Annotated in this window: 13 protein-coding genes; 3 read left to right on the top strand and 10 right to left on the bottom strand. The window is 73.1% G+C overall.

The features are described 5' to 3' along the window. Positions 1-193: 193 nt before the first annotated feature. The 3 genes from dapF to miaA form a co-directional block, all read right to left on the bottom strand. The gene (gene dapF / locus ACIRPP_RS29330; RefSeq protein WP_403648923.1) at positions 194-1,063 is read right to left on the bottom strand and encodes a diaminopimelate epimerase; all 870 of its coding nucleotides are present in this window, start codon (positions 1,061-1,063) and stop codon (positions 194-196) included. Positions 1,064-1,118: 55 nt separating this feature from the next. Next, on the bottom strand, positions 1,119-1,622 hold the full coding sequence (locus ACIRPP_RS29325; RefSeq protein ID WP_403649023.1) for a hypothetical protein: 504 nt from the start codon (positions 1,620-1,622) through the stop codon (positions 1,119-1,121). Between the two features lie 108 nt (positions 1,623-1,730). Further along, positions 1,731-2,669: a tRNA (adenosine(37)-N6)-dimethylallyltransferase MiaA gene (miaA, locus tag ACIRPP_RS29320; RefSeq protein WP_403648920.1), complete on the bottom strand. Its 939-nt coding sequence runs from the start codon at positions 2,667-2,669 to the stop codon at positions 1,731-1,733. Between the two features lie 139 nt (positions 2,670-2,808). On the opposite strand from miaA, the gene ACIRPP_RS29315 reads away from it, so the two are divergent. Both ACIRPP_RS29315 and ACIRPP_RS29310 read left to right on the top strand, forming a co-directional pair. Next, positions 2,809-3,114: a hypothetical protein gene (locus ACIRPP_RS29315; RefSeq protein ID WP_403648918.1), complete on the top strand. Its 306-nt coding sequence runs from the start codon at positions 2,809-2,811 to the stop codon at positions 3,112-3,114. A gap of 25 nt (positions 3,115-3,139) precedes the next feature. After that, positions 3,140-3,412: an antitoxin gene (locus ACIRPP_RS29310; RefSeq protein ID WP_403648915.1), complete on the top strand. Its 273-nt coding sequence runs from the start codon at positions 3,140-3,142 to the stop codon at positions 3,410-3,412. Positions 3,413-3,555: 143 nt separating this feature from the next. Here ACIRPP_RS29310 and ACIRPP_RS29305 read toward each other — a convergent pair whose 3' ends face one another. From ACIRPP_RS29305 to ACIRPP_RS29285, 5 genes are all read right to left on the bottom strand, one after another. After that, the gene (locus ACIRPP_RS29305; RefSeq protein WP_403648912.1) at positions 3,556-4,308 is read right to left on the bottom strand and encodes a class III extradiol dioxygenase subunit B-like domain-containing protein; all 753 of its coding nucleotides are present in this window, start codon (positions 4,306-4,308) and stop codon (positions 3,556-3,558) included. Positions 4,309-4,508: 200 nt separating this feature from the next. Beyond that, the gene (gene miaB / locus ACIRPP_RS29300; protein WP_403648909.1) at positions 4,509-6,035 is read right to left on the bottom strand and encodes a tRNA (N6-isopentenyl adenosine(37)-C2)-methylthiotransferase MiaB; all 1,527 of its coding nucleotides are present in this window, start codon (positions 6,033-6,035) and stop codon (positions 4,509-4,511) included. A 146-nt stretch (positions 6,036-6,181) separates the two neighbouring features. After that, complete coding sequence (locus ACIRPP_RS29295; protein ID WP_403649020.1) at positions 6,182-7,033, bottom strand: NAD(P)H-binding protein; 852 nt, start codon at positions 7,031-7,033, stop codon at positions 6,182-6,184. A gap of 123 nt (positions 7,034-7,156) precedes the next feature. Next, positions 7,157-9,094: a glycoside hydrolase family 5 protein gene (locus tag ACIRPP_RS29290; protein ID WP_403648906.1), complete on the bottom strand. Its 1,938-nt coding sequence runs from the start codon at positions 9,092-9,094 to the stop codon at positions 7,157-7,159. Positions 9,095-9,269: 175 nt separating this feature from the next. Then, positions 9,270-9,674 (bottom strand): MazG nucleotide pyrophosphohydrolase domain-containing protein, encoded by a 405-nt coding sequence (locus ACIRPP_RS29285; RefSeq protein WP_403648903.1) that lies wholly within the window; start codon positions 9,672-9,674, stop codon positions 9,270-9,272. A gap of 119 nt (positions 9,675-9,793) precedes the next feature. Between ACIRPP_RS29285 and ACIRPP_RS29280 the strand changes: the two genes are divergently transcribed. After that, positions 9,794-10,789 carry a TAXI family TRAP transporter solute-binding subunit gene (locus ACIRPP_RS29280; protein ID WP_403648900.1) on the top strand — a complete coding sequence of 332 codons (996 nt, stop codon included), beginning with the start codon at positions 9,794-9,796 and terminating at the stop codon, positions 10,787-10,789. Here the strand turns inward: ACIRPP_RS29280 and ACIRPP_RS29275 are convergent. Both ACIRPP_RS29275 and ACIRPP_RS29270 read right to left on the bottom strand, forming a co-directional pair. After that, a complete protein-coding gene (locus ACIRPP_RS29275; RefSeq protein WP_403648897.1) occupies positions 10,779-12,203 on the bottom strand; it encodes a sensor histidine kinase in 1,425 nt (474 codons plus the stop codon). The two genes, ACIRPP_RS29280 and ACIRPP_RS29275, sit on opposite strands and share 11 nt — an antisense overlap. 9 nt (positions 12,204-12,212) lie before the next feature. Then, positions 12,213-12,899, bottom strand: coding sequence for a response regulator transcription factor (locus tag ACIRPP_RS29270; RefSeq protein WP_164338347.1), 687 nt, complete (start codon positions 12,897-12,899; stop codon positions 12,213-12,215). Position 12,900 lies beyond the last annotated feature (1 nt).

Genomic DNA, 12,900 nt, shown 5'->3' with positions numbered 1-12,900 from the left:
CCCAGCATGCGCAACCGACCGCCTCCGGCCGAGCGTGAAACGGATCACCCATTCGAGCGAAGCCGGGTGCAGGGACGATTTCGCGCCACGGCCGGGGACGGCGCCCGTCATCCCGAAGCCGGACGCGGCTCCCGACACCGCGAACGGCATCGGCAGACACACACGCCTCTGGGATATCAAGCCACCACCGTCCTCAACCGAGCGCCTTCTCCAGCCACTCGGGCTCGATCCAGCCCTCGGCGACGATCACCGCCGGTCCGGTCATCTCGATCTCGCCGTCGGGCCGCTCGGTGATCACCAGCCGTCCTCCGGGCACGTCCACGGTGTAGGTCGCGGGGGTCCCGGTGGCCGTCGGGTCGACGCCGTCGCGGCGGGCGGCGGCCACGGCGACCGCGCAGGCGCCGGTGCCGCAGGAGCGGGTCTCGCCGGCCCCGCGCTCGTGCACCCGCAGCGCCACATGACGCGGGCCGCGGTCGACCACGAACTCGACGTTCACTCCGTCCGGGTAGGCGGAGGCGGGGCTGACGGGGGGCGGGGCCGACAGGTCGCCGGCGTGGGCCAGGTCGTCCACGAAGGTCACCGCGTGCGGGTTGCCCATGTTCACGTTCCGCGCGGGCCAGCTGCGGGGACCGGCGCTCACGGTGACCTCGCCCTCGGGGAGCAGGGCGCGGCCCATGCCGACGGTGATGTCGCCGTCCTTGGCGAGGTGCACGCTCTTCACGCCTCCGCGGGTGGCGATCGCGAGGTCCCCCTCGGTCACGTACCCGGCGCGCTGGAGGTAGCGCGCGAAGACCCGCACGCCGTTGCCGCACATCTCGGCGACCGAGCCGTCTCCGTTGCGGTAGTCCATGAACCATTCGGCGTCGGCCGCCATGGCGCGCGCCTCCGGGTGCGCCGCGGACCGCACGACGTGCAGCAGCCCGTCGCCGCCGATGCCCGCGCGGCGGTCGCACAGGGCGGCGACGGCGGCCGGGGGCAGATCGACGGTGTTCTCGGGGTCCGGGACGATCACGAAGTCGTTCTCGGTGCCGTGCCCCTTGAGGAAGGCGGTCCGCGTGCTCATTCCTCGATCGTACGGGGTGGCGCGCGGGCGTGTTCGCCGCCTCCGGACCTGTGGGTCAGCGGAGCCGGGCGACCCGCCAGACGGCCAGGGCGACGACCCCGACGACCAGCACGGCGTACGCGGCCACGACCCGCCAGTCGGGTCTGCGGCCGGAGCCGCGGGACGGCAGGCCGGGCCAGGTGTAGCCCACCCGGCGGGCGGCCATCATGCCCCACCCCGCGGAGCAGGAGCAGATCAGCAGGCCCAGCATGGCGATCACGGCGCCGCTGTCGCCGAAGTCGAAGGCGAGCGGGAACGCGAACATCAGGGAGCCGACCGCGGCCAGACCGACGATGGGCGCGAGCTGCCACAGGCGCAGTCGGCGCTGCGGGCGCAGCTCGACCTCGACCTCGTCGCCGCCCTGGAACATCTCGTCCGGCTCCGGGCCGTCGTCGGTCACACCGCCCTGCGTCTCCTCGGGCCCGTCGGGGCTGAGACGGTCGGATTCCTGCTCCCGGTCACCCCGCTCGGTGGTGAGGTGTTCGGTGCCGTGTGCGGTGTCGCGAGGGCCGGCCTCCATCGCCACGCGCCCTCCCAACTTGGACTCCACTTGGTCGATCGAAGCTCGATGATGGCACGCCGTCACAGGCCCGGATGACGGCCTGGGCGTCCCGATGCCATGACGTGATCAGGCTGTAACCGGTCGTTCGACCAACGACAGCGCAAGCTGCGGAAGTTCCCCCAGATCCTCCGCGGCCCCACTCAACCAGTGCACCCGCGGGTCGCGCCTGAACCATGAATCCTGACGGCGCGCGAAGCGTTTGGTGGCACGCACGGTCTCCGACCGCGCCTCGTCGAGGGTGCACTCGCCCGCGAGCGCCGTGAGGACCTGCTGGTAGCCGAGCGCGCGCGAGGCCGTACGCCCCTCGCGCAACCCCTGCGCCTCCAGTGCGCGCACTTCGTCGACCAGACCGGCCTCCCACATGCGGTCGACCCGGCGGGCGATCCGCTCGTCCAGCTCGGGCCGGGCCACGTCCACGCCGATCTGGACCGTGTCATAGACCGAGTCGTGGCCGGGGAGGTTGGCGGTGAACGGCCGGCCGGTGATCTCGATCACTTCCAGGGCGCGGACGATCCGCCGTCCGTTGCCCGGCAGGATGGCCCGGGCGGCCGCGGGATCGGCGGCGGCCAGCCGGGCGTGCAGCGCGCCGGAGCCCCGCAGCGTGAGCTCCTCCTCCAGACGGGCCCGCACGTCGGGGTCGGTACCGGGGAACTCCAGGTTGTCGACGGCGCCGCGGACGTAGAGGCCGGAGCCACCCACCAGGACGGGCCAGCGGCCCTCGGCGAGCAGGGCGTCGATCCGCTCCCGCGCGAGCCGCTGGTACTCCGCGACCGAGGCCGTGACGGTCACGTCCCAGATGTCCAGGAGGTGGTGCGGCACCCCGCCGCGCTCCTCGGGCGTCAGTTTGGCGGTGCCGATGTCCATCCCTCGGTAGAGCTGCATCGAGTCGGCGTTGACGACCTCACCCCCGAGGCGTTGCGCCAGGAAAACGCCCAGATCGGACTTTCCGGCCGCAGTGGGGCCGACGACGGCGATGACGCGGGGGGAGGGGGCTGCGCTGCTCACTGATCCAGTCTCCCAAACCTCTCACCCCGGCCTCGAACGAGTTACGTGACGGGACCCGGACGAGGTCGTTCCCGTAGCAACGCGCGACGACGCGCGACGACGCGGGACGCCTCCCGCACGAGTACCGTATGGAGTTGACATGGGCGTTTTCGCACGGCTTCTTCGCAGATCCGGGGCCAGGACCGCGGAGACGGAGGAAGCACCGCCCGCCGGCACCCCGGCGGACGGGACGCAGGCGGACGGAGAGCGGACGGACGAGGCGGCAGCCGGACCGGCGACCGATGACGCGGCACCGGCCACGGCGACGAAGGAGTCCGCCGGGGAACCGGAGCCGTCCGGCGGACCGGCGGGCGGCTCCGCCTCCGGCGCCGACGGCGTCGGGATCCCGAAGCAGCAGTCCGCCGAGGCGGCCGGCAGCGACGCCGGTGAGGGCGCCCGCACATAGGACCGGCCGTGACGGAAGGTGAACCATGGGTCTCCTGGACAATCTGAAGGCCAAACTGGGCCCGGCGAAGGGCAAGGTCTCCGACCTCGCCCAGCAGCACGGGGACAAGATCCAGAGCGGCCTGGACAAGGCCGCGAAGACCGTCGACCAGCGGACCAAGGGCAAGTACAGCGACAGGATCCAGACGGGCACGGGCAAGGCCAAGGACGCCGTGGACCGGCTCGCGCACAAGGACGAGCCCGGTTCCGGCACAGGCGGCGGCAGCACGCCGCCGGCGGGGCCCCCGCCCGCATCCTGAGCGGTGGTACGGCGGGCGGCCGGGAGCACGACGGCTCCCGGCCGTCCGCCGTTCCGTGACGTCCGCCGTTCCGTGACGTCCGCCGTTCCGTGACGTCCGCCGTTCCGTGACGTCCGCCGTTCCTGCTCACCGGTCCGAGCGGCTCACGGCCGGGACCACGTGGCCACCAGATAGCCCACGCCGTAGGGGGCGTCCTCGTACAACAGCGCCCCCGCGAACGGGGAGTCCTCCGCCGCGCCCGCCAGCACCTGCCAGGGGGCCCGCCCCGACACCTTCAGCTCCCGCGCCAGGACGGGGTCCAGCGCACGCAGGGCCGCCGTGTCGGCCGCCTCCAGCGCCCGCGCCACCTCCGCGTCGAAGGGCGCGGCCCGCTCGTCGAGATACCCGGGTGCCTTGAGCGTGCGGCACGCGCTGGCGTCGCCCATCACCAGCAGCGCCACCCGCTCCGCCCGGGCGGCGAGGACCCTCCCCTCTTGGATACACCGCTCGGCCGCAAACGGTTCCGGCACGCCGAGTCCCTCGACCGGGGCATGCGTCCATCCGGCCCGGTCGAGCAGCCAGGCGCCCACGGACAGGGCGGGCGACAGGCCCCTGTCCCCTTCGGTGTCCGGCCGGGCGTCCGCCGCGTCCCCGGTTCCGTCCGGGCTCGCGCCGAGCCGCACCCCGAGGTCCACCCCGAAGCCGCGGAAGGACCCCGCGGTGCCCTGCGGAGAGGCCTCGGGCTTCGTGCCGTCGGCGGGACCGACCACCACGAGCAGGTCGGGCCGGGCCGCGGCGAGTACGCCGAGAGCGTCCGCGCAGGCTGCGCGTGCGGCGTCCAGTTCGGGGGCGGCGCCCGCGGCGACCTCGGGGACGAGCAGCGGCGGGCAGGGGCAGACGGCAGCGGCGACAAGCATGATCGGCAGCGTAGCCCGCGCCCCGCCGGCCAGGCCCACCGCACGCCCGCGCACCGGCGGTGGACCGAGGGCAGGAGCGGAGCCCTTTCCCCGGGCTCCTGCCGGACGCGGAGAGCCCACGGCCCTGGAGCCGGAGCGGCTCCCGCCCGACGCGCGGCGCCACCACCGCCGCCTCGGGTTCGGGCCGGGGGCGCCGTCCGTCAGTCGATGCTGCAGCCGCCGGTCGCGGCCGGGAGCGGCTCGGGGACGCCGACCTTCGGCAGGCCGAGCATGACGCCCGCGGGCTGGGCGGCCTTCTCCGCGGTGCGCCTCTCCCAGGCGTCGCCCGCGCGTGTGCGCCGGACGTCGAGGACGGCGCCCTCCGCGAGGAGGTGGTGCGGGGCGGCGTAGGTGATCTCGACGGTGACCACGTCACCGGGGCGCACCTCGTCGTCCGGCTTGGTGAAGTGCACCAGCCGGTTGTCCGGGGCGCGGCCCGACAGGCGGTGAGTGGTGTCGTCCTTGCGGCCCTCGCCCTCCGCGACCATGAGCTCCACGGTCCGGCCGATCTGCTTCTTGTTCTCCTCCCAGGAGATCTCTTCCTGGAGGGCGACCAGCCGCTCGTAGCGCTCCTGGACGACCTTCTTCGGGATCTGGCCGTCCATCTCGGCGGCCGGGGTGCCCGGCCGCTTGGAGTACTGGAAGGTGAACGCCTGGGCGAAGCGCGCCTCGCGCACCACGTGCAGGGTCTGCTCGAAGTCCTCCTCGGTCTCGCCGGGGAAGCCCACGATGATGTCGGTGCTGATCGCCGCGTGCGGGATCGCGGCCCGGACCTTGTCGATGATCCCGAGGAAGCGCTCCTGCCGGTAGGAGCGGCGCATCGCCTTGAGGACCGGGTCGGAGCCGGACTGCAGCGGCATGTGGAGCTGCGGCATCACGTTGGGCGTCTCGGCCATGGCGGCGATGACGTCGTCGGTGAAGTCCCGGGGGTGCGGGGAGGTGAAGCGGACGCGCTCCAGGCCGTCGATGCCTCCGCAGGCGCGCAGCAGCTTGCTGAACGCCTCACGGTCGCCGATGTCGGAGCCGTAGGCGTTGACGTTCTGGCCGAGCAGCGTGATCTCGGAGACGCCGTCGGCGACCAGGGCCTCGATCTCGGCGAGGATGTCGCCGGGACGGCGGTCCTTCTCCTTGCCGCGCAGCGCGGGGACGATGCAGAAGGTGCAGGTGTTGTTGCAGCCGACGGAGATCGACACCCAGGCGGCGTAGGCGCTCTCCCGGCGGGTCGGGAGCGTGGAGGGGAACGCCTCCAGCGACTCGGCGATCTCGACCTGGGCCTCCTCCTGGACGCGGGCGCGTTCCAGCAGGACGGGCAGCTTGCCGATGTTGTGCGTGCCGAAGACGACGTCCACCCAAGGGGCCCGCTTCACGATGGTGTCGCGGTCCTTCTGTGCCAGGCAGCCGCCGACCGCGATCTGCATGCCGGGCCGGCTGGCCTTCTTGGGGGCGAGGTGGCCGAGGTTGCCGTAGAGCTTGTTGTCGGCGTTCTCCCGGACGGCGCACGTGTTGAAGACGACGACGTCCGCGTCCCCCTCGGAGCCCCGCGGGGCGCGCACGTAGCCCGCGTCCTCGAGCAGCCCGGCCAATCGCTCGGAGTCGTGGACGTTCATCTGACACCCGTAGGTGCGAATTTCATACGTTTTAGATGATCGAACGTCCACTGCCGGGCTCCGGTTGCTGCTGCTGGTCATTGCTCAAGGGTAGGCGCTTCGCGAAGCCCTCCGCCCCCGTCCTCCCCTCCGGCCCCCGCGGTGGGATCCCGGGCCCGGCGAGCGCCCCGACCGGGGTCCGTCGCGGCCCGCCCGGACCGGTGGGTGCCGCGACGGGGTGACGGTGGTCAGACGTCCCAGACGCCCGTGGCCGCGGCCTCGTCGGCGTAGGCCGAGAAGTCCCTGGGCTCCCGCCCGAGCACGTCCCGGACGCCGTGCACGACACTGGCGTTCCGGCCGTCGGTGATCAGGGTGAAGAGGTCCGCGAACTCCTGCGGCTCGCCCGCCGCCCGCAGTGCCGCGCGGTAGTCGTCGGATCCGGCCGGGACGTAGGTGATGGTCCGGCCGGTGGCGGCCGACAGGTCGCGGACCACGTCGTGGAAGCTCAGGAGGCGGGGTCCGGACAGTTCATAGGTCCGGCCGGTGTGACGGTCGTCGGTGAGGGCCGCGACCACCACGTCGGCGATGTCGCCGGCGTCCACGAAGGGTTCTACGGCGTCCCCGGCGGGCAGCACCAGTTCGCCCGAGCGGACCGGTTCGAGGAAGAAGCCCTCGCTGAAGTTCTGGGCGAACCAGTTCGCCCGGACGACGGTCCAGTCGCAGCCGGACGCCTTGAGGGCGTCCTCGGCGGCGACGGCGCCCTCCTCGCCCCGGCCGGAGAGCAGCACCAGCCGGCGCACCCCGCGGGCGACGGCGAAGGCCGCGAACCTGCCGACGGCCTCCTTCGCCCCGGGGAACGCCAGGTCCGGGTAGTAGGTCACGTACGCGGCGGAGACCCCGTCCAGCGCGGCCTGCCAGGTGCCCTCGTCCTCCCACACGAAGGGAGTCGCGCTGCTGCGGGACCCCACGCGCGCGGGGCGGCCGAGTGCCCGGAGGCGGTCGACGACCCGTCGGCCCGTCTTGCCGGTGCCGCCGATGACGAGGACGGGTGCGGGTGCGGATACCGATGCCGATGCGGTGTTCTGCGCTTGATGGCTCATGTTGTCGTTCATGTCGTCATTCAAGTCGGCGGGGGTGAGACGCTCCATGGCCCACAGGCTCACACCCATGCGCGCCCGTCTCATCCGTCGGTGGGCGGCCGGGCGGCGAACTGCGGACAGCGGTCAGCGCAGGGCGCGGCAGTACAGCGCGTCCGGGGTGCGCCACGAGCCGACGCGGCCGGTGTAGGCGACCCCGGCCAGGTACTCCCCGTCGGCACACTGGCCTTTGTAGTGGCCGTGGGCGAAGTCGCCGCCCTCGGGAGCCGGGCCCCGGTTGTCACCGCGGTCGAACCACACCGTGCGGCCGTTCCCGCCGAGCAGGTCGGGGGCCGCTTCGAAACAGAGTGCGGAGGAGACGGCCGAGCCGCGCACGGCGTACCCCGCCATGAAGTACCCCTCGGGGCACTGCAGCTTGGTGTAGCCGCCGGCCCAGTCGCGGCCCGCCTCGACGTACCGCTCGTCGACGACGACGCGGTGTCCGCCGCCCTTCGCGGCGAGGTTCCCGGCGGCCACGTCCGAGCACAGGCCGCGGCGGCCGGTGTGGCCGAGCCCGATCAGCCGCTGTCCGTCCGGGCAGACGGCCTTGCGCGCGCCCGGGTCGAAGTCGGGCAGTGCGCGCATCCGGCGGGACTGGACGAAGTCCCCGTGGTCGGGGCTGAGCATGGACCAGTCGGCGGCCGGCGCCACCGGGCCGGTCCGGCCCGCTGCCCCGACGAGGCGGCTCCAGGCAGCGGCCCGCCAGTCGTCGCCGTCGTACACGCCCATGCGGTGGCCCTCCGCGTCCCAGTGCAGGAGGGCCCAGCCGTTGCCCCGGCGGTTGTCGTGCCAGCCGACGAGCGGCCAGTACGCGAAGTCGGCGTCGCTGCGGATCAGGTGGTCGACGAAGTTCTCGAACCAGGCGCGGGGTGCGGCGGCGGTCTCCTCGCGGCCCCCGACGCCGAACTCGCTGATCCACACGGGAGCCGTGTAGTGCCGGCCGGAGTCGGCCGCCGCGAACAGGGCCTGCCGGTCGACGACGTCGACGAGTTCGGCCGGGGTCAGGTCCTGGTAGCGGGGGTCGCTGGTCTCGCCCAGGCCGGTGGCGCCGGTGTGGCGGGGGCCGGTGTACCCGTAGAAGTGGGCCGAGTAGACCAGTTTCCCGGAGTCGACGAGGGTGTGGGAGAGGTGGCGGGCCGGTTCCAGGGTGGGGCGCCCGTGCGGGAGGCCGTCGACGGGGAGGCCGGTCCAGTTGATGCCCTCGACGACGATCAGCAGGTCCGGGTCGGCCTCGGTGAGGATGCGGTCGGCGACCCGCTGCGAGGCGGCGAACCAGTCGTGCCGGTCGCCGAGCCCCCAGTTCGGGTCGTCCCAGACGGACCGGCGCACCTCGTTGTACAGGTCGGCTCCCACCACGCGGTCGTTGTCCCGGTAGCGGCGGGTCATGAACAGCCAGTCGTCCTCCCACTCGGCGGCGGTGCGGCTCGCGTTCCAGCGTTCGTTGCCGTCCACCCCGCAGCACCAGCGGGTGGTGTTGGTGTGGTTGTTGAGGATCACCGCGAGGCCGGCGGCGGTCAGTTCGCGCACCACCGTGTCGTACACCTTCAGCGGGGTCATGCCGCGCAGGGACGGGTTGGCGGCCACGGCGTCGTCGGTGACGGGCGCGGTGTCGTGGATCATCTCGTTGGAGAACGGCAGCCGGATGCTGTTGATCCCGATCTCCCGGAAGCCCGCGATGATCTCGGCCATGGGGGCGCGGTCCAGTCCGAGCGGGACGCGGCCCGCGTTCTCGCCCGCATGGTGGTTGGCGTCGTCGTCCCGGCTGCCCGAGCCGTTCCAGGTGCCGCTGGCACCGTGCCAGTTCCCCGAGCGGAGTCGGAAGCGGTTGCCGTCGGCGTCGACGATCCAGCGGCCCCGGGTGCTGAGCGGCGGGGTCCAGCCGGCCTCGGCGTCGGTGACGGCGCTGGGTCCGGCGGGGGCCGTGGCGGGCGCGTCCCGGTCCTGTGCCGAGGCGGCGGTGGCCGTGGACAGGGGCGCGACGAGGAGGGCCGCGGCCAGTGTGGCCCTGACGAGAAGTCCGCGCACGATGACCGCCCTCGATGCCGATGCCAGTGCCCATGCCAAAACCGATGACCGGTGCCGATGGCCGATGACCGAGGACCGAGGACCGAGGACCGATGCCATCGTTGTCATGGATCCGTCATCATGAGGGAATGGTGGCCGGAGGTCCAGGCGTGCGCGTGACAAACCGGCCTGTGGGTCAGCCGCTGTCCGGATTCCAGCCCTGCCGCCGCAGCACGGCCGCCACGTCCGGCGCCCGGTAGTGGTCGCCCTTCAGGACCTTCCCGTCGGCGCGGCGGGTGACCCGGCCGTCGGGGCCCAGCTTCGTCATGTTCGAGCGGTGCACCTCGGCGATCACCGCATCGAGGTCGATGCCGTGGACGAGCGCCGTCCCGTAGGCGACATAGACCACGTCGGCCAGTTCGTGCGCCAGCCGGTCGAGCGGGCCCGCCACGGACACCTCGGCGACCTCCGCGGCCTCCTCCGCCAACAGTTCGCCCCGCTGGGCGGCGAGCTCGGGCGGGACCTGGGACGGCACGGCGCGCGTGTCCAGGCCGAAGGCCCGGTGGAAGGCGCGGACGAGGTCGGCGGGCGAAGCACTCATGCCGCGACTGTAGTGGCCCCCTCGGACAGCGCCCGCGCTCCGGCCCGGCCCTGGTTCCGCACCCGCCCTGTGAGCCCCGCCCTGGTCAGCGGGGCACACGGGCTGGCAGGATCGCGCGCATGCTCCACGCGCTGTCCCGGGTCGGCAGGCGTCGGGCCCTGCGGGGCGCGGTCGCCGCCCTTGTCGCGCTCGGACTGCTGCTGTGGTGGCACAAGCCCTGGGCCGAGGAGCCGCCCGGCGGCACGGTGACGATGAGCACGGGCACCCGCGCGGGTGTCTACCAGAAGTACGGCGAGCTCCTGCGCTCCTCGCTCGGCAGGCACATGCCGGACCTCGACATACGGCTGCAGACCAGCGACGGCTCGCAGGAGAACCTCCGGCGCGTGGCGACGGGGCAGGCCGACTACGCGATCGCCGCCGCCGACGCCGTGGAGACGTACCGGCTGCGGGGCGGGCCGGGCGCCGACCGGCTGCGCGGCGTCGCGCGCCTCTACGACGACTACGTCCAGCTGGTGGTCGCACCCGGCTCGGACATCCGTTCGGTCGCCGATCTGCGGGGCAAGCGCGTCGCCATAGGGCCGCCCAAGTCCGGGGTCCGGCTCATCGCCAACCGCGTCCTGGAGGCGGCCGGCATCGACCCGGAGACGGACATCCGGCCCTCCTCCGAGGGCATCGACATCGGCCCGGAGCGGCTCGGACACGGCCTGGACGCGTTCTTCTGGTCCGGCGGCCTGCCCACGGACGGGCTGAAGCACCTCGCCGAGGACTCGGCCCTGCGCTTCGTGCCGATCGAGACGAGCCTGGTCGGTGAGCTGCACCGGCTGGGCGGCGCCGCCCGCCACTACCGGGCCACCAACATGCCCGAGTCGGCCTACCCCGGCAGCCAGCACGGCGCCTCCGTCCCGACGATGGCCGTCACCAACCTGCTGATCACCCGGTCGGACGTGGATCCCCGGATCACCGAGTGGCTGACCCGCGTCGTGCTCAAGAGCAGGGACGGGATCGGCGCGCACGTGCACTCGGCCCAGCTGGTCGACGTGCGCACCGCCATCTACACCGACCCGCTCCAACTGCACGAGGGCGCGCGCCGCTACTACCGGTCCGTCAAGCCCTGAGGCAGGTCTCCCCGGCCGCGAACCCGTGCCTCGGCACGGTGACCGTGACCCGCAGCCCGTGCGGTTCGTGGTGGTCGTAGGCGATCGAGCCGCCGCCCGCCGACAGCAGGGCCCGCGTGATGGACAGGCCGAGCCCCGACCCGTTGACGTTCTGGTGCCGGCCGCTGCGCCAGAACCGGTCGCCCACGCGGGTCAGCTCCTCGTCGGTCAGCCCCGGCCCGTTGTCGGTGATCACGACGCTGGAGGTGTCCCGGTCGGAGCCGACCGTCACCTCGACGGTCTCGCCCTCCGGCGTGAACTTCACGGCGTTGTCGATCACCGCGTCCAGGGCGCTGGACAGCCCGACCGGGTCCGCCCACGCGGTGGTGGGCGGGCAGCTGCCGACCAGGCGCACCCCCTTCGCCTCCGCGGTGGGCGCCCACGCCGCCACCCGCTCGGCGGCGAGCGCGCCGATGTCGGTGACCTGAAGGTGCGGCTCGCTGTGCTCGGCCAGCGCCAGGCCGAGCAGGTCGTCCAGGACCCGCGCCAGCCGCTTGCCCTCGGCCTGGACGGAGGCGATCTCCTCATTGCCCTCGGGCAGCTCCAGGGCGAGCAGCTCGATGCGCAGCAGCAGCGCCGAGAGGGGGTTGCGGAGCTGGTGGGAGGCGTCCGCGACGAAGGCGCGCTGCTGCTCCAGCACGCTCTCGACGTTGTCCGCCATCTCGTTGAACGAGCGGGCCAGCCGTCTCAGCTCCGGCGGCCCGCCCGCCACCGCGACACGGGACTTCAGCCGTCCGGTGGCGATGTCGTGGGTGGTGGCATCCAGGATCCGGACCGGCCGCAGCACCCAGCCGGTCAGCCGCAGGGCGGCGCCGACGGCCAGCAGCATCGCGGCCGCCTCGCCCGCCGCGATCACCAGCCAGCCCTGCAGGATGCGTGAGCGCATCTGGCCGGTCGGCGAGTCGGTGACGACCACCGCGACCACGTCACCGTCCCGGATCACCGGCGAGGCCACGACCAGATTGCGCCGCTGCCAGGGCCACACCTGCTCGGGGTCGTGGCTGCGACGGCTGAGCAGCGCCTCCTGGAACGCGTCACGGACCTCGCCCGAGCGCGGCAGGAACCAGTCGGCCGGCGCATGCGCCATGGGCGAGTCGTTCCGGTAGAAGACGCCGGCCCTGATCCCGTAGACGTCGTGGTAGCTGCTCAGCTCCCTGCCGAGGGTCTCCCGCCGCTCGTTGACGTCCCCCGCGACGGGGTCGGCGGGCTCGGTGACGAACTGGGCCAGCGCCGCGAAACGCGCCGTGTCGTCGATCCGGTCGACGACCACCTTCTGCTGCTGCGCACCGGCCAGACTCACCGCGAGGGGCACGCCCAGCGCGAGCAGGACGGCCGCCATCAGCACGATGAGCAGCGGAAGCAGACGCGTGTGCACCCGGCCCCGCTACGCTGCGGGCGCGACGAGCCGGTACCCGACGCCGCGCACGGTCTCGATGAGGGCCGGCATCCGCAGCTTCGCCCGCAGCGAGGCCACATGCACCTCCAGGGTGCGCCCGGTCCCCTCCCAGCTGGTGCGCCACACCTCACTGATGATCTGCTCGCGCCGGAAGACGACACCCGGGCGCTGGGCGAGCAGGGCCAGCAGGTCGAACTCCTTGCGGGTCAGCTGGACGACCGACCCGTTGACGCTGACCTGGCGAGTCGGCAGCTCGATGTGCACCGGCCCCAGCCGCAGCTCGGTCTCGCTCGCGGCGGCCACGTCCTCGGGCGCGGAACGCCGGCTGACGGCATGGATCCGGGCCAGCAGCTCGCCCGTGTCGTAGGGCTTGACGACGTAGTCGTCGGCGCCGAGATTGAGGCCGTGGATGCGCGAGCGCACGTCGGAGCGGGCGGTGACCATGATCACCGGGGTGCTGGTGCGCTTGCGGATCTTGCCGCAGACCTCGTAGCCGTCCTGGTCGGGCAGGCCCAGGTCGAGCAGGACGACGCCGAAGCCGTCGCCCTCCGGTACGAGCGCCTGGAGGGCCTCCTCGCCGCTGCGCGCGTGAGTGACGTCGAAACCGTGCCGCGCCAGCACCGCCGACAGGGCGGCGGCGACATGGTTGTCGTCCTCGACGAGCAGCAGTCTCATC

It is taken from the genome of Streptomyces sp. NPDC101219 (assembly GCF_044767675.1).
In the GTDB taxonomy this organism is placed as follows: domain Bacteria; phylum Actinomycetota; class Actinomycetes; order Streptomycetales; family Streptomycetaceae; genus Streptomyces.
The sequence above is the reverse complement of the archived record's forward strand: the minus strand, read 5'-3'. Positions and strand labels throughout refer to the sequence as shown.

Excerpts from the sequence above, each read along its gene's own strand:
- ACIRPP_RS29310 (WP_403648915.1), top strand. The coding sequence starts at position 3,140 with ATGGGTCTCCTGGACAATCTGAAGGCCAAACTGGGCCCGGCGAAGGGC.
- dapF (WP_403648923.1), bottom strand. The coding sequence starts at position 1,063 with ATGAGCACGCGGACCGCCTTCCTCAAGGGGCACGGCACCGAGAACGAC.
- ACIRPP_RS29270 (WP_164338347.1), bottom strand. The coding sequence starts at position 12,899 with ATGAGACTGCTGCTCGTCGAGGACGACAACCATGTCGCCGCCGCCCTG.
- ACIRPP_RS29305 (WP_403648912.1), bottom strand. The coding sequence starts at position 4,308 with ATGCTTGTCGCCGCTGCCGTCTGCCCCTGCCCGCCGCTGCTCGTCCCC.
- miaB (WP_403648909.1), bottom strand. The coding sequence starts at position 6,035 with ATGACCAGCAGCAGCAACCGGAGCCCGGCAGTGGACGTTCGATCATCT.
- ACIRPP_RS29285 (WP_403648903.1), bottom strand. The coding sequence starts at position 9,674 with ATGAGTGCTTCGCCCGCCGACCTCGTCCGCGCCTTCCACCGGGCCTTC.
- ACIRPP_RS29315 (WP_403648918.1), top strand. The coding sequence starts at position 2,809 with ATGGGCGTTTTCGCACGGCTTCTTCGCAGATCCGGGGCCAGGACCGCG.
- ACIRPP_RS29295 (WP_403649020.1), bottom strand. The coding sequence starts at position 7,033 with ATGAGCCATCAAGCGCAGAACACCGCATCGGCATCGGTATCCGCACCC.
- ACIRPP_RS29280 (WP_403648900.1), top strand. The coding sequence starts at position 9,794 with ATGCTCCACGCGCTGTCCCGGGTCGGCAGGCGTCGGGCCCTGCGGGGC.
- ACIRPP_RS29325 (WP_403649023.1), bottom strand. The coding sequence starts at position 1,622 with ATGGAGGCCGGCCCTCGCGACACCGCACACGGCACCGAACACCTCACC.